17 protein-coding genes and 1 riboswitch are annotated in these 21,140 nt (G+C 56.1%); of the genes, 14 read left to right on the top strand and 3 right to left on the bottom strand.

Going from position 1 to position 21,140, the window contains the following annotated elements:
- Window positions 1-17: 17 nt before the first annotated feature.
- Window positions 18-1,742, bottom strand: coding sequence for an MFS transporter (locus GNT65_RS02175; protein ID WP_160793464.1), 1,725 nt, complete (start codon window positions 1,740-1,742; stop codon window positions 18-20).
- Window positions 1,743-1,922: 180 nt separating this feature from the next.
- Between GNT65_RS02175 and def the strand changes: the two genes are divergently transcribed.
- The 5 genes from def to GNT65_RS02150 all read left to right on the top strand — a co-directional run bounded on the left by def (window position 1,923) and on the right by GNT65_RS02150 (window position 9,269).
- Window positions 1,923-2,414 (top strand): peptide deformylase, encoded by a 492-nt coding sequence (def, locus tag GNT65_RS02170; RefSeq protein ID WP_160793463.1) that lies wholly within the window; start codon window positions 1,923-1,925, stop codon window positions 2,412-2,414.
- A 381-nt stretch (window positions 2,415-2,795) separates the two neighbouring features.
- A complete protein-coding gene (gene imuA / locus GNT65_RS02165; RefSeq protein WP_160793462.1) occupies window positions 2,796-3,608 on the top strand; it encodes a translesion DNA synthesis-associated protein ImuA in 813 nt (270 codons plus the stop codon).
- Window positions 3,609-5,405, top strand: coding sequence for a Y-family DNA polymerase (locus GNT65_RS02160; RefSeq protein WP_160793461.1), 1,797 nt, complete (start codon window positions 3,609-3,611; stop codon window positions 5,403-5,405).
- Entirely contained in the window at window positions 5,405-8,581 is a 3,177-nt protein-coding gene (locus GNT65_RS02155) for an error-prone DNA polymerase (protein WP_160793460.1), read from the top strand. Before GNT65_RS02160 ends, GNT65_RS02155 begins: the two co-directional genes overlap by 1 nt.
- Before the next feature lie 160 nt (window positions 8,582-8,741).
- Entirely contained in the window at window positions 8,742-9,269 is a 528-nt protein-coding gene (locus GNT65_RS02150; RefSeq protein WP_160793459.1) for a DTW domain-containing protein, read from the top strand.
- Here GNT65_RS02150 and trhA read toward each other — a convergent pair.
- Entirely contained in the window at window positions 9,255-9,935 is a 681-nt protein-coding gene (gene trhA / locus GNT65_RS02145) for a PAQR family membrane homeostasis protein TrhA (protein WP_160793641.1), read from the bottom strand. The two genes, GNT65_RS02150 and trhA, sit on opposite strands and share 15 nt — an antisense overlap.
- Window positions 9,936-10,200: 265 nt before the next feature.
- Here trhA and GNT65_RS02140 point away from each other — a divergent pair, with 265 nt between their 5' ends.
- The 9 genes from GNT65_RS02140 (at window position 10,201) to GNT65_RS20720 (ending at window position 20,243) form a co-directional block, all read left to right on the top strand.
- Window positions 10,201-11,364, top strand: coding sequence for a hypothetical protein (locus GNT65_RS02140; RefSeq protein ID WP_160793458.1), 1,164 nt, complete (start codon window positions 10,201-10,203; stop codon window positions 11,362-11,364).
- Window positions 11,365-11,510: 146 nt separating this feature from the next.
- A riboswitch (TPP riboswitch) is annotated at window positions 11,511-11,609 on the top strand.
- A 179-nt stretch (window positions 11,610-11,788) separates the two neighbouring features.
- Window positions 11,789-13,825: a phosphomethylpyrimidine synthase ThiC gene (gene thiC, locus GNT65_RS02135; RefSeq protein ID WP_160793457.1), complete on the top strand. Its 2,037-nt coding sequence runs from the start codon at window positions 11,789-11,791 to the stop codon at window positions 13,823-13,825.
- A 2-nt stretch (window positions 13,826-13,827) separates the two neighbouring features.
- A complete protein-coding gene (locus tag GNT65_RS02130; RefSeq protein WP_160793456.1) occupies window positions 13,828-15,594 on the top strand; it encodes a bifunctional hydroxymethylpyrimidine kinase/phosphomethylpyrimidine kinase in 1,767 nt (588 codons plus the stop codon).
- The gene (locus GNT65_RS02125) at window positions 15,581-16,429 is read left to right on the top strand and encodes a HesA/MoeB/ThiF family protein (RefSeq protein ID WP_160793455.1); all 849 of its coding nucleotides are present in this window, start codon (window positions 15,581-15,583) and stop codon (window positions 16,427-16,429) included. The genes GNT65_RS02130 and GNT65_RS02125 overlap by 14 nt, the downstream gene beginning before the upstream one ends.
- Window positions 16,422-16,631 (top strand): sulfur carrier protein ThiS, encoded by a 210-nt coding sequence (gene thiS, locus GNT65_RS02120; protein ID WP_160793454.1) that lies wholly within the window; start codon window positions 16,422-16,424, stop codon window positions 16,629-16,631. The genes GNT65_RS02125 and thiS overlap by 8 nt, the downstream gene beginning before the upstream one ends.
- A 1-nt stretch (window position 16,632) precedes the next feature.
- Window positions 16,633-17,406, top strand: a complete 774-nt coding sequence (locus GNT65_RS02115; protein ID WP_160793453.1) for a thiazole synthase — start codon at window positions 16,633-16,635, stop codon at window positions 17,404-17,406.
- Window positions 17,407-17,410: 4 nt separating this feature from the next.
- Window positions 17,411-18,529 carry a 2-iminoacetate synthase ThiH gene (thiH, locus tag GNT65_RS02110; RefSeq protein WP_160793452.1) on the top strand — a complete coding sequence of 373 codons (1,119 nt, stop codon included), beginning with the start codon at window positions 17,411-17,413 and terminating at the stop codon, window positions 18,527-18,529.
- A gap of 102 nt (window positions 18,530-18,631) precedes the next feature.
- Complete coding sequence (locus tag GNT65_RS02105; RefSeq protein ID WP_160793451.1) at window positions 18,632-18,901, top strand: chemotaxis protein; 270 nt, start codon at window positions 18,632-18,634, stop codon at window positions 18,899-18,901.
- Between the two features lie 259 nt (window positions 18,902-19,160).
- The gene (locus GNT65_RS20720; protein ID WP_420853487.1) at window positions 19,161-20,243 is read left to right on the top strand and encodes a putative metalloprotease CJM1_0395 family protein; all 1,083 of its coding nucleotides are present in this window, start codon (window positions 19,161-19,163) and stop codon (window positions 20,241-20,243) included.
- Here the strand turns inward: GNT65_RS20720 and GNT65_RS02095 are convergent.
- On the bottom strand, window positions 20,226-21,131 hold the full coding sequence (locus GNT65_RS02095) for a LysR family transcriptional regulator (protein ID WP_160793449.1): 906 nt from the start codon (window positions 21,129-21,131) through the stop codon (window positions 20,226-20,228). The two genes, GNT65_RS20720 and GNT65_RS02095, sit on opposite strands and share 18 nt — an antisense overlap.
- Window positions 21,132-21,140 lie beyond the last annotated feature (9 nt).

Raw genomic sequence — 21,140 nt, 5'->3', positions numbered from 1 at the left:
TGTTAGCCCGTTTACGACTAGCCTTGTGCGCTCACTGTGGTGGGCTGCGCCGGCGATAGAGCCTGTTGCCGTGCGCCCAAGCGGTGAAATAGCACCAGGCCTATGGCCGCCAGCAGACCGAAGCCGCCTATGATGTACCACATGAGGGCAGGCTCCCCGGCGCCCTTGGCGACTTCGGCGTAGAGATAGCCAGATAGCGGCCCCGCCAGCAGGAAGCCGATGGCCGATGAGACAAAATAGTAGCCCATAAACATCGCCTTCTTATCTTGGGGGGCAAAGCTGGCCACATATTCCTGGCTCTTGGGGGATGCCACCATCTCGCCGATGGAGAAGACTAAGATAGAGGTGAGCACCATGGCGCCGCCCATGAGTATGCCGTGGGCCAGTCCACCCAGCGCCGTGCCCATTGCCAGGATGAGAGTGCCGGCCACCAGTACAGGTAGCGGACTGAAGCGCTCGGCGATGCGGCTCACCATCACCTGCATCAGTACGATGGAGAGGAAGTTCAAGCCGATAAGGTACTCGGGGTTCACCTGACGATACAGCAGGGCAAACTGCTGACTATATTGGCTGGCCAGCTCTGGGCTTTGGGCGATGGCGCCGAGGGCCGTGGCTAGCTCCTTTCTTGGGATCATCACCTTGGCATGAACTAAGTCGAAATAGGCCTCGGAAAGGCTCAGGCTACCGGCGACGTAGCTTTTTGCGGCGCCTAGAAGCTCATCGCTGAGCAGTGTCATATCCACGGGGGCGAAGAAGTCGAGCAGCCCGGGCCAGGGGGCGAGCATGGCGACCAGGTCTGAGGTATCCACAAAGTCACGGATATAGATAGGCAGTGTGATGAAGATCTGCTGATAGACCATCCAGAAGCCGGAGAGGATAAGCAGGTAGATGACGAAGGGCTTGTTGCCCAGAGCTATCTTCTGTTTATACCAGGGCAGTTGCTTATCGGACTTGGCCAGCGCGTTCCAGATTAGATGCAGGCTAAACCATACCAGGTAGATGGTCAGGCACTGCTCGCCGCTGATCCATTTGGCGCCGTAGGAGAGCAGGATCACTAAGGTGCCGAAAAACAGCAGGGCGAAACGGGCGTTGCCCAGCACCTCCTGGATGTCTCTCACTACCTGAGATAGCGGCTTGCCCCGCTGCTGGTGGGGATCCGTCGGCTCGCGATAGAAGAAGGTTGCCGGTATGAAGTTAATGCCTATCCAGATAGCCGACATGATGAAGACCCAGTCCCAGCTGATGGCGCGGACATAACCTGCGATGAAGGGGCCGAGGAAGCCGCCCACATTGACCATCATATAGAAGATGCCAAAACCCAGGCCGCGGTTGGTATGATCTGTGGTGCGCGCCACCGTGCCTGTCACCACAGGTTTAAAGCAGGCCGCGCCTATGGCGACTCCCATGAAGGCGACGAAGAAACCGCTAAAGCTAGTCACCTGGCCTAAGAGGAAATAACTGGGGCACATAATGGCGTAGGCGATTAGAAACATCTTACGGTAGCCGTAGCGGTCGGCAAGGGCACCTGTGAGCACGGGAAACAGATAGAGAAAGAAGGGGATCATCCCTTGGAGCAGGCCACGCTCCTGCTCGCTAAAACCTAAACCGCCTTGGTGGGCGGGAGAGGTCATGTAGAGGGAGGAGAGGGTAAAGAAGCCATACCAGGCGAGACGCTCGAAGATCTCCATGGTATTGGCCACATAGAAGGTACTGGGCAAGGGGGTACGTATGGGGTTCGTCATTATTATGCTCGTATATTGTATACATTTTGTCTGGTCATGCTATCGGCTTGGGCGATAAAATACAAGTCGGCGGCAGGCTTTAGCCTAAAGGGAAAACCCGATTGCGGTTGCCTTTAATGTGATTTAGGTCATAATGGCGCCACTTTATATGCCTAATTTGATTAACCAGAACCTGAGACTATGCCTGTACTCGATATATTGACCATTCCCGATGAGCGCCTAAAACGTAAGGCCAAGCCCGTAGAAGACATTGCCGCCGTGCAAGGTTTTATCGATGATCTTATCGAAACCATGTACCACACAGACGACGGCATAGGGCTCGCCGCTACCCAGGTGGGCAGCGAACACGCCATCTTAGTGATCGATCTGTCAGAGGAGCGCGATCAGCCCATGGTGGTGATCAACCCAGAATTCGTCGAGCGTTCGGGCGAGATCGTCGGCGAGGAGGGTTGTCTCTCTATTCCTGGCTACCGCGCCAAGGTGACACGCTTCGAGAAAGTGAAGGTCAAGGCGCTTAATCGTCAGGGAGAGGCCTTTGAGATCGAGAGCGATGACTTCCTGGCTATCGTCCTGCAGCATGAGATGGATCATCTCGATGGCAAGGTCTTTATCGAGCATCTCTCGCCCCTCAAGCAGCAGATCGCGCTCAAGAAGGTAAAGAAATACCGCTAATTGATACCGCTAATCAATAGAGATAACCCATAACCGGTATCCGATGAAACCACCCTAGGGTGGTTTTTTTGTGCCTGTCTGTAGCTTGCTGGCTCGATGCTTTGACATGATTTTCCACTCCAATCTTAGGTTTCTCTGCTTGCGATCTGCCAATTTATAAATATACTGTGTTTATATACAGTATTTGTGCGATATTTCTGTTGAGTGTTGCTCGGACGTCAGGCATGGCGACAGCTTAAGTCAGGTCTAAGCCCTGGTCTAAGCCCTGGTTTAGGCCCTAGTTTAGGACTTGGTTTAGGCACTAGTCTTGATGAGGCCTTAGCTATAGTCCGATTGCCGAGTGGGCTCAACCGAACCGAATCGAATGAGAGCGGGTGCATCATGGCCTTGGCAGATCTTCAACTTGAACGTTTACTCCAGCGCAGCGATCTCTGGCGCGGCGACGCCTATCATCCCGAACAAGAGGGGCAAGATAGCGGTTATCCCGAGCTTAATCGCCATCTGGGTCAGGGAGGCTGGCCCAGTCAGGGGCTGTGTGAGATCTTCTATGCCTGTGAGGGGATTGGCGAGCTGAGTCTGGCACTGCCTCTGATGCGCCGCCTGATCCCCAGGCAGTCGAGGGAGGGAAGTCCTGCCGGGTTGGTGAGTCTGGTGGCGCCGCCACATGTGCCTTACCCACAGTCGCTGGCGATGCAGGGAATAGATATCAGCCGTCTCTTGTGGGTCGATACTCAGACGTCGAAGGAGCTGCTATGGGCCCTCGAGCAGATCTTAACCAGCGGGGTCTCGCCTCTGGTCTTATGTTGGCTCGAGGATCTCAGCGTCGGTCAGGCCAGACGTTTACAGCTTGCCTGCGAGAAGGGCGAGAGTCTGTGTCTCTGTTATCTACCAAGCAAGGTCAAGGAGCAGGCTCATCCCGTGCCACTGCGGATCGCCTTGCAACCCAGCACAGCAATCAACATAGGAACTAACATAGAAGCCAGCACAGAAGCCAGCACAAAAAAAGGCAACGATAGGCTTCTCGAGACCCAGGTGGATATTCTAAAGCGCCGTGGTGGTTGGCCGGCGCCGCGCTTCTCCTTATCCCTGCTGCCTGAGCTGCTGGCCCAGAGTCTGATGCTCGATATGGCTAAACAGCAGGAGCTGGATAAGCAGCAGAGCGGTCAGATCTTACAAGGCCCCTGGAGCGTTTAGATGTTGTGGCTGGCGGTCTATTTTCCCCACTGGTTACTTCAGTATCAAAGCTATCATCAAGGCTTGCCCCAAGGCTGCGAGTTGGCCCTTTTCGAGCGTCAGTCGGGTCAGATCCTGATCGCATCGAGGGCCGCGGCTAAGCTGGGCGTGGAGGCGGGGCAGAGTCTGGCTACTGCTCAGGCGCTCTGTTCATCGCTGCACCTGCTGGCCTTTGAGCCCTACTTGAGTCAGGAGGCCAGCCATTGGCTGTGTCAGTGGAGCTATGGCTACAGTGCCAGGGTCGTGCCGCCTGTCTGTCCGTTCGAACAGACACAGCCGAATAGGCCGAGTGTGACAGACACACTGCTGCTGGAGGTGGGGTCCATGGCGAAGATCTTCGGCGGTCTGGACAGACTCATCAGTCAGTATCAACAGGCCGCTGAGGGCTATGGGCTCGAGTGTCAGTTTGCCCTGGGGGAGAATGCCTTACTGGCTCAGCTGGGAGCCAGGTATCTGCCGTTTACCTGGCCTGCAGATGCAGTGTGTTATGACAAGGGGCACCCTGAGCCAGAAAGAGCTGCCAGAGTATCCGCATGTCTCGCCAAACGAGAAGGTAGAGAATCAGCAAAAGAAGAGGAAGCCCAAGGAGAAGAAACCAAAGCGCAATCGATAGATGATCAAGTGGGGGCGTCTCAGGTGAATTTACCTCAGCTCGACCTTAAGCAGATCGAGCTCAAACAGGTCGCGCCCCTGCCGCTCCCTATCTTGCCACTGCCGGGGCATGTGCTGCAGGCCTGCGAGAATATGGGGCTGACCCAGGTTGAGGCGCTGCTCGCCTTGCCCCTCAAGGAGCTTGGTGAGCGCTTTGGCGAGAGTGTCTTGACCCTGCTGGCTCAGCTTAAGGGACAGCTACCCCAGGTGCATGAGTTTTACCAGATGCCAGAGTCGTATCGCCATAAGCTTGAATTGCTCTATGAGGTGAGCCACCTAGAGGGCCTGGCCTTTCCCCTCGGACGCATGCTAGGGACCCTATCGGCCTACCTGGTGCAGCGCCAGCAGGCGGTGCTGGCGCTGTCACTAACCTTAGTGTTTCGCGATCTGAGTCTGGCGCCACTGTGCTGCGAGATCCGTTATCCCTTCGCCGAGCATAGGGCTGATGCCTTGCTGAAACTCTGCCGTGTGCAGCTAGAAAGCCTCACCCTGGCAGCGCCGGTGATCAGTCTGGCGATCCAGGCCGATACCCTGGTGGCGTTATCGGTGCAGACACCCAATTGGTGGCAAGGCGAAGGTAAGAGTGATGTCTGCATGCGCCTGATCTCACTGCTGGAGGCGCGTCTAGGTGCAGATAAGGTCAAGGGACTGGAGAGCTGCAGTCACCACCTGCCGGAGCTGAGCTGGCAGACTCGCTCGCTTTCCCTGAGCGGGTCAGTTTCTCAAAGTCGTTCGGATGCCCGGAGGCGAAAGTGCTCGGCTCAGGATGTTGCTAGTCAAAAGCTTGAGAATCAAATGCTCAACCGGTGCGCCGAGCCGAGGGCCAGCTATCAGGGCAAGACCCGTGCGCTGAGCGAGGAGGCTAGCTTGTTTACAGATCTGTTTCACGGCCTGTGTGATGGCCGCATCCGGCCCACTTGGTTACTGCGCCAACCAGAGCCGTTGGAGCCGGAGTTGGTGAGTCTGCTCAAGGGGCCGGAGCGGCTGCATAGCCCCTGGTCGGCGAGTTCGCCGCGGGATTATTACCTTGCCCGCATGCATCAGGGGGGACTCTGCTGGGTGTTTCGCTCGCCTGAGGGGTTATTCCTGCAGGGATGGTTTGGCTAATGTACACCGAATTACAGTATGCCGAATTACACGCCCTCTCAAACTACAGCTTTCTGCGCGGTGCCTCTCATCCCCATGAGCTGGTGGAGCAGGCCAAGCGTCTTGGCTATCAGGCATTGGCGCTGACCGACGAATGCTCCTTTGCCGGTGTGGTCAAGGCCCATGAGGCGGCCAAACGCTGCGATCTTAAGCTGATCCTGGGCGCCGAGTTTCATCTCGACCAGGGACTGTTTGTGCTGCTGGCGCCTTGCCGTCTGGCCTATGGCGAGATCAGCGCCCTGATCACCAAAGCCAGGCGAAGCCAGGGCAAGGGCGAGTACAGGGTGAGCCTAGAGGCTATCTTGGCTCAGCAGCACAGCCTGCTACTGTGGCGCCCACCCACGCTGGCGCAGTTTAGGCAGGCTGACGTCGCAAAGAGTGACGAGGTTAGGAGTGACTTGGCAGGGGGCGATACGGCACAAAGCGATGAGCCTAGTTTGTTGTCCCGCTACCGTGAGCACATAGCGAGCCTAGCCTCGCGGCTGGTTTTAGCCTTTTCGGATCGTCTGCATTTCTTGATGGAGCGGCTCTTGCTGCCGGGGGAGGCGCTTAACCTGCAGCAGTGGCAATGGCTGAGTCAGGCCCAGAACATTCCCTGCGTGGCGGCTGGCGGGGTGCGTATGCACGAGGCTGAGCGTCAGCCGCTGCTGGATATTTTGACCTGTATCGCCCATGGGCGGGATCTCGATAGTGGCGCGGCACTGTGTTCCATCAACGCCGAGGCTAGCCTCAAGCCGATTGCGGCGCAGCGTAAACGTTATCCGCAAGAGTGGATCGACAACGGCCTGGCCTTGGCTCGTCGCTGCCATTTCTCCTTGGATGAGCTCAAGTATGAGTATCCGGCCGAGGTGGTGCCCGCCAGCATGCAGGCCCGCGACTATCTGGCGCAGGCGGTGCGTGAAGGCGCCAGGCGACGCTTCCCCAATGGGGTGCCAGAGAAGGTGAGAGCGCAGTATGAGAAGGAGTTAGAGCTGATCGCGGCGATGGCCTATGAGTATTTCTTTCTGACCATCTATGACATTGTCTGCTTCGCCAAGTCCCAGCAGATCCTCTATCAGGGCCGGGGCTCTGCCGCCAACTCAGTGGTCTGTTATTGCCTCGGGATCACAGAGGTGGATCCCACCAAGATCAACATGTTGTTCGAACGCTTCATCTCCAAGGAGCGTAACGAGCCACCGGATATCGACGTGGACTTCGAGCATGAGCGGCGCGAGGAGGTGATCCAGTATATCTACCGTAAATATGGTCGTGAGCGTACGGCACTGGCCGCCGCTGTGATCTGCTACCGCTTCAAGAGTGCCATGGGCGATGTGGGCAAGGCGCTGGGGATAGATGCCGAGCAGGTCGCCCTGATGGTAAAGAATATCGATCGCCGGGATCCCAAGCATCACTGGACGGCTCAGCTAGCCACCATGTTGCCAGAAGCTGGCCGCGGGCGCATGTTATTGCCCTTGGTGCAGACATTGATAGGCTTTCCCCGTCACCTGTCCCAGCACGTGGGAGGTTTCATCATCTCCGCAGGGCCTTTGTCTGAGCTGGTGCCCATTGAAAATGCGGCCATGGCGGATCGTACAGTGATCCAGTGGGATAAGGATGACCTGGAGAGCCTGGGTCTGTTGAAGGTGGATATCCTGGCTCTGGGAATGCTGACGGCGATCCGTAAGACCTTCGCCTTGTTGAGTCGCCCAGAGAAAGCCTTTTCCATGGCCGATGTGACATGGGAGGAGGCCGAGGTCTATCGCATGTTGCAGGCGGGCGACAGCATAGGGGTGTTTCAGGTCGAGTCACGGGCGCAGAGCGCCATGCTACCAAGGCTTAAGCCAGCCTGTTACTACGACCTTGTAGTGCAGATCGCCATCGTCAGGCCCGGGCCAATTCAGGGGGATATGGTGCATCCCTACCTGAGACGGCGGGATGGCCTGGAGGCGGTGGAATATCCCAGCCCGGCAGTCGAATCCGTGCTATCCCGCACCATGGGAGTGCCTATCTTTCAGGAGCAGGTGATTGAGCTGGCCATGGTGGCCGCAGGTTTCAGTGGCGGCGAGGCGGATCAGCTGCGCCGGGCGATGGCGAGCTGGAAGCGCACCGGTGAGCTGGATAAGTTTGAGGCCAAACTGCTCCAGGGGATGGCGGCGCGGGGTTACAGCCAGACATTCGCCGAGCAGATCTACAGGCAGATCAAAGGCTTCGGTGAGTATGGTTTTCCCGAGTCCCACTCCGCCAGCTTTGCCCTGCTGGCCTATGTGTCGGCCTATCTTAAACATCATTATCCGGCGGCCTTCTGCTGCGCCTTGCTTAACAGTCAACCCATGGGCTTCTATAGCCCGTCACAGCTTATTCAGGATGTGCAGCGCCACGACGTCATGGTGCTGCCGGTGTGTGTCAATCACAGTGACTGGGATAATAGCCTGGTGATCTTGCCGGAAGCCGAGCAGCCCGCGATACGCCTGGGCTTTCGACAGGTTAAGGGGCTGAGGCGGGAGGAGGTAAAAGCCCTTATCGCGGCGCGCCCCGAAAACGGCTTTACCCGGGGCGAGCAGCTCTATGAGCTAGGCTTGTCTCAGGGCTGTCTGACCTTGCTGGCTAGCGCCGATGCCCTGTTGACGCTGGCCGGGCATAGGTATCAGGCGCGTTGGCAACTCAGCGCCTATCAGCCGAGTCTTCCGCTTTTCGATGACCTGCCGCCCGTCGCCAGTCAGGTGGCCTTGGCGCCACCCAGTGAGATGGCGGCCATGCAGAGTGACTATCGTCACCTGGGGCTCAGCCTGGGGCGTCATGTGATGGCTCAGCTCAGAGGGCTGGCGCCATTTGAGGGTTGTCGCCGCGCCTGCGAGTTAGTCAAGTGCCGTCACGGGCAGCTTGTGCGTGTGGCGGGCGTTGTGGTGGGGCGTCAGCGTCCCGGGACCGCCTCAGGAGTCACCTTTGTGACGTTAGAAGATGAGACAGGCAACATCAATGTGATCGTCTGGAGCGCCACGGCCAGAGAGCAGCGTCAGCCATTTTTGACATCAAAAATTTTAAAGGTAACCGGAGTGCTAGAGACTCACTCTGGCGTGTCGCACATTATCGCGGGCAGGCTGGAGGATCTATCTGCTATGGTGAATGATTTTGAATCGAGCTCGAGGGACTTTCGTTAGTGGCCGTGTGTTAATCATTTTACCCAGGGTGAGTACAGTCATCTCGGTGTTGCCCCTGCCATTGTTCTCGTCCTGGCCCTTTGAGGTATACTCATCGCCTTTGGCTTAACTAGGCGTGAGTTTTTGTGCCAAATACCAGCGAAACGGCAGGGAGAGATGAGTGAAGTTTGTCTTACTAACACACGAGCGGGAATATGAGCGTCCTAGCAACACAGGTCAGTTGGCGTTAGCCGCTTTCCCTGAGCTGTGCCGCCGTGTGCCTTGGTCGCGGGTTGCGCCCGACGAGGCAATAAAACAGGCCTGTGAATCGGGTGACGCCCTGTTGCTCTTTCCCAAGGAGAATGAGGCGGGTGAACGGGACAATGGGGCGGGCGTGTATGAGACTATCACGACCGAACAACTTCTAGCCCAAAAAGTGGGGGAGCGGGGCGCGCCTCAGGTGATCATTCTCGATGGCACCTGGCAGGAGGCCAGAAAGATGGTGCGCCAGAGTCCTTATTTGCAAGCAGCGAGGAGGCTTACGTTGCAGGAGAGCGAACCGTCACGTTATCGTCTGAGGCGAAATCAGCTATCTCAGGGGCTTTGCACCATAGAGTGCATCATTAGCCTGATGAAGAGTTTGGATATGAGCCAGGAGGCGCTGCAGCTCGACGAGGCATTTGATGCCTTTATGCTAGATCACCGTTAGATAGACGCATAAGAAGTGGCTGAGGGCACCGGCAAGGACAAACAGGTGCCAGATGGCATGATTATAGGGGATGCGTTTACCCACATAGAAGATCACCCCGACACTGTAGAAGATCCCGCCTGCCAGGAGTAGCTGAAACCCCAGAGGACTCATGGCCGCAAGCAGCTGCTTCATCACTATGACACACAACCAGCCCATTACCAGATAGAGCACCAGGCTAAAGATCTTGAAGCGATGAATAAACAGCGTCTTGAACAGGATCCCGCCGAGAGCCAGACACCAGATGGCGATGAGAATAGCATCGGCCTCGACACTGTCGAGCAGGATCTGCATCAGAGGGGTGTAGGTGCCGGCAATCAACAGGTAGATGGCGCAGTGATCGGCTATCTTGAGCCTATGTTTTAATTCAGGCGCCGAGACGCTGTGATAGAGAGTCGAGCAGAGAAACAGGAGTATGATGCTTAAACAGTAGAGCGCCAATCCGCCAAGTTGTAGATCGGTTAGCCTGTCCCACCCCTTGAGCAGCGAAAACACCAGTGCCAGAATACCTGCGACGACCCCCAGGCCATGGCTGAGGGCGTTTGCCAGCTCTTCCGAGCGGCTATAGGGAGCGACCGACGTAACTAAGCTGGACTGGTCGCTCAGGCTGATCTCTTGGTGCCGCATGGTTTGTGGCGGCAAGGGCTGTGGCGGCATAAGACTCTCTAAAACTGGTTAGACCTGATTAATGGGGAGTCTATCAGCAAGCTTACACAAAAGAAATAGTTAAGCGTACATATGTAAGCTTAAACCATTGCTGTAAGATTTAGTGTTTGATTTTATTGTATTTTATATTTACCTATGTCCACTGTTTATCCTTGGTTGAACTTATCGCGCCTCATCACCTCTAACTCGCTAAGTCTCCTAAGGAAAGGATGAGTTGGTATTGCGAGTGCTCCCTAAGGATAGTCAATCTTCCTGGCCCCACCATAATCTTGATATAGATCTCGGGCAGTTAGCCTTCTGTGAACCAGTCAATGAGCCCGAGCAGAATGAGCGCGCCGAGCAGGGCTCTGATGCTGCTAGCGTCCCGCTTGCTAAGGGCCCATCTTCTTTCGGTCTAAGTGCGAGGATAGGCTGGCAAGAGCTGCATATCTTCCTGGCCGTCTTGCTGGTACATCTCGTGTTGCTGGCCCTGCTGAGTTGGCAGTTTGATGGGCCATATCTGGCTCAAGATTCAACTAAGGGAGACAAGAAGGCCATCAGCGCCTATATGCTCACTCAGGCAGAGTTTGACGCCATGAGGGCCAAGTATCGCCCTGCCGAGGCGACAGTAAAACTGCCTCTGACGAAGTTGGTTCAAAATGAGTCAAGTCAAGATGCGCTTAATCAAGAGGCTGGCGTGACTCAGGAAAATCAGGTGCCGAGTGAACCGAGTCCTGAAAAGCTGGCACCAGCTATTAGAGCCACCGATAGCCAGGGCAAAGTAACTCAAGACAAATTAACTCAAGACAAAGTAACTCAAGACAAAGTAACTCAACCCACTGTTACCCATGCCAATGCGACTCAGACCACCAATGCCCCGGCGACTGATACCTCAGCGTCTAATACCTCTGAGTCTAGGATTGTGCCTGAGACTAAGCCATCGGATGACATTCAGAAAGAGAGTGGCGCATTCTCGTTCGAGGGGGCGACAGGTCTCAACTTGGCGGCCGAGCCAGCAGCAGACTCGGGGGCGGCAAGCGCTGTGGCTGGCGATTATATGGTGAGATATAGGCAGTCACGGCTGGATGAGTTAGTAGAGCGCGCCGCCAGCAATGCCACCCAAAAGAAGTCGATGAGTGAGATGGATGGCGAGATGAGGGGATTAGTTCTGCCTAAGGAGAATGAATATGAGGCGGCAATCACCTTAGACAGCAAGTTGGATCCTAATCGTATCGTCAAGATAGGAGATACCTGTTATCGCGTGGTGAGTGTGGCGACGCCAATTAACCCCCATGGGGAAAACTTAGGCTTCCCCTTTAAGTGCGGTGGCGACAAGGTGAAACAGGCGATCAAAGACTCCCTCGATAAGCATCTGAGTATGATGGGCGTTAAGGTTAAAGATAAAAATTAGTGTGATATATTTTCACTTAAATTTGGGTTTGCCATTTTGGTTTGCTTTAACTTTCTGTTTTTATTCTTTTATACGTATCGTCTAATTTGATGTCACAATGTATTGGAAGGGGCTTGCCACCTTCAATCTCTTAGGTCTATACTGAGGCCCTCTTGTCGGAGTGCCATTAGGCTGAGACCGTTTATTCGGGATCCGTTGAACCTGATCAGGTTAGTCCCTGCGAAGGAAACAAGCATGATATGACCATAGTGTCGCCGCCGATTTTTATCGGGCAAAGGATTGAAACCGCCTCAATTTTGGGGGGCTAAACCCTGGTGACACCCAGCATATTTTTGAATCAGGCGATACCTTGGCCTGGTTCAATGCCCTCAACGCCAACTTCTCCAGACAAGCAACTTCATCTAACCCTATAGTGAGATTGCTTATGTCAACACGTCGCGAAATGCGAGCAGAGGCCCAGGCCTTTATCGATAACCTCAAACCCTTACAACACCCTAATTCGCAAAAATTTTACCTAGGCGGCAGCAGGCCAGATCTCAAGGTCGCCATGCGGCAGATCTTTCAGTCTGACACTCTGGTCGGCGGCACGGCTGAGGCGCCAGTCTTTGAAAAAAATCCTCCCATTACCGTCTATGACTGCGCCGGGCCCTATTCAGATCCCAAGGCCGATATCGACGTACGCCATGGTCTCCCTAAGCTGCGCAGCGAGTGGATTGCCGAGCGCGGCGATACCCAGGAACTCGAGCAGGTCAGCTCAGGTTTTACCCAGCAGCGTCTAGCCGATGAGGGGCTGGATCATCTGAGGTTTGAGCAGCTGCCCAAGCCAAGACGCGCCCTTGAAGGTAAGGTGGTGACTCAGATGCACTACGCCAGAAGTGGCATCATTACCCCAGAGATGGAGTATGTGGCCCTGCGTGAGAACATGGCTCGAGAGACAGTGACCGACGAGGTGCTCAATCAGCGCGCGCCGGGTGAGAGTTTCGGCGCCAAGCTAGGTGAGCCGATCACGCCAGAGTTTGTGCTTCAGGAGCTGGCGGCGGGCCGGGCAATCTTACCGCTTAACATCAACCACCCTGAGGCCGAACCTATGATCATCGGCCGTAATTTCCTGGTGAAGGTCAACGCCAACATAGGTAACTCGGCGGTTACCTCCTCTATCGAAGAGGAGGTGGAGAAGCTGGTGTGGGCCACCCGTTGGGGCGCGGATACCGTGATGGACCTTTCTACCGGTCGCTATATCCATGAGACCCGCGAGTGGATCATCCGTAACTCGCCGGTGCCCATAGGGACTGTGCCCATCTATCAGGCGCTGGAGAAGGTCAATGGCGTCGCCGAAGATCTCACCTGGGAGATCTTCAGAGATACCCTGATCGAGCAGGCAGAGCAGGGGGTGGATTACTTTACCATTCACGCCGGCGTGCTCCTGCGTTATGTGCCTATGACGGCTAAGCGCCTCACAGGTATAGTCTCTCGCGGCGGCTCCATCATGGCCAAGTGGTGCCTCTCTCATCACAAGGAAAACTTCCTCTATGAGCATTTCGATGAGATCTGCCAGCTGTGCGCCGCCTACGATGTCTCCCTCTCGCTGGGGGATGGCATGCGACCAGGCTCGATCGCCGATGCCAACGACGAGGCACAGTTTGCCGAGCTGGAAACCTTAGGCGAGCTGGTTAAGAAGGCCTGGCAGTATGACGTGCAGACCATCATCGAAGGGCCGGGCCATATCCCGATGCAGCTTATCAAGGAGAACATGGATAAGCAGCTCGAGCTATGTGACGAAGCGCCGTTTTACACCCTAGGCCCTCAGACTATCGACATTGCCCCAGGCTATGATCACTTCACCTCAGGCATAGGCGCGGCGATGATCGCCTGGTATGGTTGCGCCATGCTCTGTTACGTGACACCCAAGGAGCATCTTGGTCTGCCAAACAAGGAAGATGTGAAGCAGGGGCTGATCGCCTATAAGATCGCGGCCCATGCTGGCGATGTGGCCAAGGGGCATCCCGGCGCGCAGATCCGCGACAACGCCTTGTCTAAGGCGAGATTCGAGTTCCGCTGGGAAGATCAATACAACCTGGGACTGGATCCCAACACCGCCAGGGCGAATCACGACGAATCACTTCCTCAGGAGTCGGCCAAGGTAGCCCATTTCTGCTCCATGTGCGGCCCCAAGTTCTGCTCGATGAAGATCACCCAGGAGGTGCGCGAATACGCCGCGGCCCAAGCGATCGAGGTGAGGGAGATTGAGGTTGAGCAGATTGACGTTACTGCTAGCGCGCCGAAGGTAGATATTCAACAAGGGCTGGCGCAGATGTCGGCGCAGTTTAAGCAAAGTGGTAGCGAGCTCTATCACAGCGCGGTGAAGCAAAGCCCTGGCGTTGAAAGCGCCTCTCTCGAACGTACCGCTCTTGAAAGTACAGCTCTTGAAAGTACGGTTCTCGAAAAAGCAGAAGAGGTGTAGCCATGTCCGCTGAAAAACCTATCGTCTGGACCATTGCCGGTTCAGACAGCGGGGGCGGTGCGGGCATTCAGGCAGATCTTGCGACCATGGCGGACCTGGACTGCCATGGTTGCAGCGTGATCACCTGCGTCACCGCGCAAAACTCGGTGGCGGTTAACGGTGTCGAGCCTGTGAGTGAGGCTATCTTGCTCGCTCAGCTCGATACCTTGCTGGCAGATCTGCCGCCAAGGGCGATCAAGATAGGCCTGCTTGCCAATCAGCGTCAGATTAATCTTGTCGCCGATTGGCTGGCGACCCATATTGCGCCACTGAAAACGGGTGATGGCCTGCCTATCTCGATTATTCTGGATCCCGTGATGGTGGCCTCCTGCGGCGATGCCTTGACTGGCGAATCTGCTGTTCAAGCCTCCGCCCAGCGCAAGAGCAAGCCCAAGCACCTTGACGGATTAGATTTCACTCCCTTCGCTAAGCTGCTTACCCTGATGACGCCGAACGCCAGCGAGTTTGGCAAGTTGGTGGGGAAAGAAACGGCATCAAGTGATGAGATGCTAGGTCAGGCAAGCGCACTCTCAAGGCACTTAGCCTGCAATCTGCTGATCACCGGCGGTGATAAGGGCTCACTCTGGCACAGCGATAAGGCGGAAGATCTCTTTATCTGCAACGCGGTGGCGCATACCTCGCCGCTACATCAGCACACCAGCTTTCGCCTCAGCGGTGAGCGAGTGGATAACCCCAATCATCACGGTAGCGGCTGCACCTTGTCATCGGCGATCGCCAGTTTTCTTGCCCAGGGGCTAGTGCTACACGATGCTGTTCTGCTCGCTAAAACCTATGTGGGCCAAGGCATAGCGTCGGCCAAAGCCTTGGGCGCCGGCGCCGGGCCATTGACCCGCTGCGGCTGGCCTTCGGGCCTCATATCGCTTCCCCGTATCACAGAGTTGACCGGCGGGACTCAGTTAAGCTCTTCAGATAGCGCTAGTGGTTTTTCTTTACTAGGTTCTTCACTAAGTTCTTCGGCAGCTAATTTTTCAAGGTATAGCTTTCCAAGGCATAGCTTTCCAAGGCTTAGCTTTCCAAGGCTTAAGCGTCCCATCGGGGTGTATCCCGTGGTGGATAATCTGAATACTTTGGAGCTGGTACTGGCCGCCGGCGCAAGTACGGCCCAGCTGAGGATCAAGCTTGAGGATGATGGCCATGCAGGTCGCAAAGGAGAAGAGAGCAAACAAGGGGAGGGCAAGCAAGAAGAGGGCCAAGGCGCTGCCGCGTTAGAAGCGCAGATCCAAGGGGCTATCGCGCTGGGGCGCAAGTACGATGCTCAGGTGTTTATCAACGATCACTGGCAGCTGGCGTTAAAGCATGGCGCCTTCGGCATCCATCTGGGGCAGGAAGATCTTTTTGAGGCGGATCTCAATAGGATCGCCGAGGCGGGGATCGCCCTGGGTGTCTCCAGTCATGGCGTGTTCGAGTTGGCGCTGGCCAGTCAGCTCAATCCATCCTATCTGGCGCTGGGGCATATCTTCCCCACACCGACGAAATCTATGCCTTCTAATCCTCAGGGGCTGAGTATGCTCGCTCGTATGGTCGCGCTTTGGAAGCCTGATTGTCCCAGAGTGGCCATCGGCGGTATAGACGCTTCGCGTATAGAGCGGGTTAAAGCAACAAACGTAGAGGCGGTGGCCGTTGTGCGCGCAGTGACCCAGGCAGACTCGCCGGGCGAGGCCTATAAACAGCTGGCCAGGACGTGGGAGAAAGCCTATGTCACTCAATGATAGGGCGTTTATCCGATATTCGCGGCAGATCATGTTGCCCGAGGTCGGCGAACTGGGTCAGCAAAGGCTGATGAATGCAAGCGTCGCCATAGTGGGGCTTGGCGGCTTGGGCCAGCTCTGCGCCCAGTATCTGAGCGCGGCGGGGATCGGCCGCCTGATCCTGATCGATGATGACAAGGTGGAGCTGAGTAACCTGCCCCGGCAGCTACTGTTCTCCCATGGCGATTGCGGCCAGTACAAGGCGGAAGTCGCCAGAGACAGGCTGGTAGGAAAAGGCACAGGTGACAACAGCCAGGTATCGGCTTTTGGTCAGATATCGGCCAAGGTTGTGCGTCTGGATGGCGATAACGCCGAGTCTCTGCTCTCGGATGTGGGTCTGGTGCTCGATTGCAGCGACAACTTCGCCACGCGCCAGCATATCAATGCCGCCTGTGTGGCGCTGAGCACGCCTAACGTGGTGGCGGCTGCGGCCCACTTTGCCGGTCAGTTGATGGCGTTCGATCTGAGCAAATCCCCGGACAATGGCTGCTATCACTGTCTGTTTCCGGCCGAACTAAGGGTGAGTGAGAGCTGCAGCACCATAGGCATACTTGGGCCCATGGTGGGCACCTTGGCCTCGATGCAGGCGCTGCTGGCGATAAAGCTATTGCTGGGGTTACCGGGCCTGGGCTGGTTGCACAGATTCGATGGTTTAACCGGCGAAATCCAGAAATTCGCGCTGCGGCGGGATCCCAAATGCGCGGTCTGCGCGGAAATTAAAGAATCGAATGAAAAGGCTTATGCGGCACGTGGTGAGACAGCCTGTTTATCGGCCTTAGGAGAGATAGATGAGTGAGATCAGCTTAAGTTTAAATGGTCAGTTAATACAGGTGCCAGCCAATGCGAGTCTGCTGTCTATGCTGGAGGACCAGCAGATCACCCTGGATAGCGTGGCGCTGGTGCGGGCAGGTGAGGTGGTTCCAAAGTCTCTGTGGGCATTAACCCTGTGTGAGGCGGGCGATGTGATTGAACTCTTTGGCGTAGTGGCAGGAGGTTAATATGTTAACGATAGGCGATAGTCAGTTCTCTTCACGCCTTTTTACCGGCACGGGCAAGTTTGCCAGCGCCGATCAGATGTTGGCGGCTTTGGCAGCAAGCGGTTCGCAATTAGTGACGCTGGCGATGAAGCGGCTCGATCTCAAGGCGGGTTTCGATGATATTCTGGCGCCCATACGCCAAAGCGGCGTTAAGCTGCTGCCCAACACCTCTGGAGCGCGCAATGCCAAGGAGGCGATCTTCGTCGCCGAGCTGGCCCGAGAGGTGCTGGGTACCTCCTGGGTAAAGCTTGAGATCCACCCAGATCCTAAATATCTGATGCCAGATCCCATAGAGACCTTTAACGCAGCCAAGGTGCTGTGTGAACGCGGCTTTACCGTATTGCCCTATGTGCATGCCGATCCTGTGCTCTGCCGTAATTTGGAATCTGTAGGCTGTGCGGCCGTGATGCCGCTGGGTAGCCCAATAGGCTCCAATCGCGGGCTGGAGACGGCGGCATTTTTGAAGATGATCATAGAGCAGGCCAATGTGCCTGTGGTGGTCGATGCCGGAATAGGCTCACCCTCTCAGGCGATGGCGGCCATGGAGATGGGCGCGAGCGCCGTACTAGTGAACACGGCAATTGCCGCCAGCCGCGATCCGGTGAAGATGGCGCTCTGCTTTGCCGATGCCGTCTCCACGGGGCGTAAGGCCTATGAGGCGGGCCTGGCCCAGGTTCACCAGAGGGCGATTGGCACCAGTCCCCAGCAGGCGCTCACCGCCTTCTTATCGGAGTAACCCAATGAGTTTCTTCGATACCTTGAGTGGACTCTCTCGCGAGCAGTTGCGTATGGCGCTCTATTCCACCACGGCGGCCCAGGTAGAAGCGGCGATCGAGGGTGAGCAGGGCAACTTGGATCATCTGTTAGCCATGCTGTCGCCGGCCGCTGAGGAGTACCTAGAGCCGATGGCGCAACGTGCTGCCGCCTTAACCCGGCAGCGATTTGGTCACAACATCGGCCTCTATCTGCCGCTCTATCTCTCAAATCTCTGCGCCAACGAGTGTGACTACTGTGGTTTCACCATGAGCAACAAGCTTAAGCGCAAGGTGCTTAGCCATGATGAACTGGCGGCGGAGATGGCGGTGATTAAGCCTCAGGGATTTGATTCCATCTTGTTGGTCTCCGGCGAGCATGAAACCAAGGTCGGCATAGATTACTTTGCCGATATCTTACCCTTGGTGAAGGCGGAATTTAGCCATGTGGCCATGGAGGTGCAGCCGCTGAGCAGTGAACACTATGGGATTTTAGTGGAGAAGGGGCTGGATGCCGTGATGCTCTATCAGGAAACCTACGATCCTGAGACCTATCGCAGACATCACCTGAGGGGCAATAAGCAGGACTATGGCTATCGTCTCGAATCGCCGGAGCGGATCGCCCCGGCGGGCGTGGATAAGATAGGCCTAGGTGTGTTACTGGGTCTCGATGATTGGCGCATGGACGCGCTCTTGATGGGCTATCACCTGGATTATCTCGAGCGCCGCTTCTGGCGCAGTCGTTACAGCATATCCCTGCCTAGGCTCAGACCCTGCGTCGGCGGTATCACGCCCAAGGTGCAGTTGACCGACAAAGGTTTAGTACAACTTATCTGCGCCTTTCGCCTCTTTAACGAGCAACTTGAGATCAGCCTCTCGACCCGGGAGACGCCTAGCTTGAGGGACAATCTGCTAGGGCTAGGCATCACTCAGATGAGTGCGGGTAGTCGCACCGAACCGGGCGGCTATGTCAATCCGGCCGCTCAGCTGGATCAGTTTGAGATCAGTGATGAGCGCAGCGCCGCCGAGGTCGCCAGTGTCCTTCGAAGTCGCGGCTTTACCCCAGTGTGGAAAGACTGGGAGGCGGGCTGGATAGGTACAAACTAACTAATTCAAGGAGATAGAAGAGGGTGTTAGCACGCTGTACTTTAGATGGCTTTTGATTAATAATTAGCCGTAAGTGTTACACGCTAAGAAGGGCCATCATTTATGGACATTCCATCAAGTTTTTCATCCGGTCTAGCCGGTTTGCAAAGTGCTCAGTCGGGTCTGACCCAGGCCACGGTAGATGTTGCCAAACCTAGCCAGACGCCGGTGAGCGAAGCAGGTGGCACTGAGACGAGCAATCCGGTTAACGCCACTGATAAAACCGAGGCCCTGGTCTCGGCGTTAGAATCGAAAAACCAAGGGGAAGCCGCGGTTGAAGTATTAGAGACTGCAAACGAAACCCTAGGTACAGTGATAGACATCAAGGTGTAACGCCATGGCCGGCGCCATGACTACGCCATCTCTTGCGGCAATGCGCTACAGTGCGTTGCCGTTTTCTTCTGCTTCTATTTCTACATCTTCTTCATCCTCGTCAGCTTCTTTACCTTCTTCAAATAGGGCTTCGAGTTCCGTCGGTGCCGCTTCCACGCCCGCTGTCTCTCATCTGCCGGCAAACACTAGTCTTAAGGCCAACTCGGCTGCTTCACTGCCGACTCCCCCGGCGGTAACCGGGGTATTCAGTTCCAACAAGGTGGCTTCCGACCTTTCAACAGAAAGCGGTGCGAGCAGGCCTATCTTCAATGGCAGTTCATCTGTCCAAGGGGGATATAGCCTCTCCAGCGGGCCTCTTGGGATAGGCGGCCTACTTAATCGGGTGGCGGTTACTGGGTTAGGCAAGGACGGTGTTGCCGATACAGCACTTCCTGGTGTGGGAGCTGGGTTAACAGGCTCAGATTTAGCCCCTGGTTCGGGAGCTAGCGATGGAGTATCAAATGCGATTACTTCAGGCGCACAAACCGGTGAGGCTGACGTTAGTCGGGGCATTGTGACTGGAGGGGAACAGCCCGTAGCCGATATTTTTGGTGGGGCGGAGGAAATCCGCGGCGAGGCATATAACCCCTTTGCGGATAAGCAAGAGGGAAAAGCCGCACCAGGTGATGAGCGTCGCTCACAGGATCCTGACCTTGCCCGTCAAGAGGCTGAGTTAAAGGAACTGTCTAGGCGCGACGCCGAGGTGAGAGCCCATGAACAGGCCCATGCCAGCGTTGGCGGTACTTTTGCACGCAGCCCAAGTTTTAAGTATGAGCAGGGCAGCGATGGCAGGCGTTATGCGGTGGATGGCGAAGTGGCGATCGATATCTCCACCGTGCCAGGGGATCCGCTGGCAACCCTGAACAAGATGAAGCAGGTTTATGCGGCGGCGATGGCGCCTGTTACCCCTTCGATGGCGGATATCCGGGTGGCTAGCGAAGCCTTGCGTAAGATGAACACGGCGAAGGCCGAATTGGCGAAGGTGCGCCAACAGAGTGCCATCACCCCTGAGCAGATGCAGCCACTTATCGATGCAGGTAAGAGTGACCAGCAGCGCCGGTTACCTGAGACCGTGTCCCCTAGGGTGAGCGGTAGTGTGGATGATCAGGGGAGAATCTCTGCGGCCAGAATCGATTCCCCCTCGGCGCTGGATAATGATAGGAGTCCTTCACGATCGATAGAGCAAATAAGCCGTCAGCTCCTGGTGGCCGAAGGACTAGTGTTTACCCCTAAGGCGCTGTCGATGCGTTACCAAGTGGGCGAGGGTGAATCCTCGCCCTCATCCTTAGCCTTCTTCCTCTAAAACCGAATGATTCTTGAGGATTAGCTGCTCCAGCAGCTGCGAGGCGGGCCCCTGTTTGTCACGATTGGGGATAACCAGGCTGAGCGGCACCTGACGATGACTAGAGCCTTTCAGGGTCAAACGGCTGAGGCGACCCTCCTTGATGGCATCGCAGATCAGGTGACTCGGGATCCAGCAGAAGCCCAGCCCCTTGGAGAGCACCACTAAGGCTTCATGGAAATTGGCTACTGTCCAGCGTCGTTCGGCCTTGAGCCAACCCAGTTCGCCGCGGGCTATCTGGCCGGTATCTTTGATCACTATTTGCAGCTGCTCCGCCAGGGTCTGATCATCTAGGGGCATCTCCATACTCGCTAGCGGGTGTGAGGGGTGGCAGACCAGGTGAAAATCTACATTGCAAAGGGGTTGGGCCAGATGGCCCTTAGGCGGCGCGCCGCCTATGATGGCGATATCTACGGTCTCAGACTCTACCAGTTCGGCACTGCCACTGATCACCGAATCTAAGATGGTGATCCGGGTGCCACGTCCTTGAGGCTCAAACTCGGCCAGGGCGTCGATGAGATGTTCCATGGGATAGATCATCTCGCGGGAGATCAACAGACTAGGCTCCCAGCCTTTCTCCAGGTTACTGGCTAGCTGCTCGAGTTCCGTCACCGAACGGGTAATGTGGCGAGAGCGCCTGAGCAGCACCTCGCCACTCTCGGTAAGGTAGGCCTTGCGGCCCCTGACTTCCAAAAGGGCGACGCCTAACTGGGCTTGCAGCTTGGCCACCGCATGGTTAAGGGATGACTGGCTCTTATTGAGCTTCTCTGCCGCCTGGGCGTATCCGCCGTAATCGACAACCGCCTGGAGGATGCGCCATTGCTCGAAGGTTGATTTTGCCTGACTCATCTTGATTCT

Source organism: Shewanella insulae, from assembly GCF_009831655.1.
Taxonomy (GTDB): Bacteria; Pseudomonadota; Gammaproteobacteria; order Enterobacterales; family Shewanellaceae; genus Shewanella; species Shewanella insulae.
The sequence above is the reverse complement of the archived record's forward strand: the minus strand, read 5'-3'. Positions and strand labels throughout refer to the sequence as shown.

Excerpts from the sequence above, each read along its gene's own strand:
- GNT65_RS02175 (WP_160793464.1), bottom strand. The coding sequence starts at position 1,742 with ATGACGAACCCCATACGTACCCCCTTGCCCAGTACCTTCTATGTGGCC.
- thiC (WP_160793457.1), top strand. The coding sequence starts at position 11,789 with ATGTCAACACGTCGCGAAATGCGAGCAGAGGCCCAGGCCTTTATCGAT.
- thiH (WP_160793452.1), top strand. The coding sequence starts at position 17,411 with ATGAGTTTCTTCGATACCTTGAGTGGACTCTCTCGCGAGCAGTTGCGT.
- thiS (WP_160793454.1), top strand. The coding sequence starts at position 16,422 with ATGAGTGAGATCAGCTTAAGTTTAAATGGTCAGTTAATACAGGTGCCA.
- def (WP_160793463.1), top strand. The coding sequence starts at position 1,923 with ATGCCTGTACTCGATATATTGACCATTCCCGATGAGCGCCTAAAACGT.
- GNT65_RS02155 (WP_160793460.1), top strand. The coding sequence starts at position 5,405 with ATGTACACCGAATTACAGTATGCCGAATTACACGCCCTCTCAAACTAC.
- GNT65_RS02105 (WP_160793451.1), top strand. The coding sequence starts at position 18,632 with ATGGACATTCCATCAAGTTTTTCATCCGGTCTAGCCGGTTTGCAAAGT.
- GNT65_RS02125 (WP_160793455.1), top strand. The coding sequence starts at position 15,581 with ATGTCACTCAATGATAGGGCGTTTATCCGATATTCGCGGCAGATCATG.
- trhA (WP_160793641.1), bottom strand. The coding sequence starts at position 9,935 with ATGCGGCACCAAGAGATCAGCCTGAGCGACCAGTCCAGCTTAGTTACG.
- imuA (WP_160793462.1), top strand. The coding sequence starts at position 2,796 with ATGGCCTTGGCAGATCTTCAACTTGAACGTTTACTCCAGCGCAGCGAT.
- GNT65_RS02160 (WP_160793461.1), top strand. The coding sequence starts at position 3,609 with ATGTTGTGGCTGGCGGTCTATTTTCCCCACTGGTTACTTCAGTATCAA.
- GNT65_RS02095 (WP_160793449.1), bottom strand. The coding sequence starts at position 21,131 with ATGAGTCAGGCAAAATCAACCTTCGAGCAATGGCGCATCCTCCAGGCG.
- GNT65_RS02115 (WP_160793453.1), top strand. The coding sequence starts at position 16,633 with ATGTTAACGATAGGCGATAGTCAGTTCTCTTCACGCCTTTTTACCGGC.
- GNT65_RS02130 (WP_160793456.1), top strand. The coding sequence starts at position 13,828 with ATGTCCGCTGAAAAACCTATCGTCTGGACCATTGCCGGTTCAGACAGC.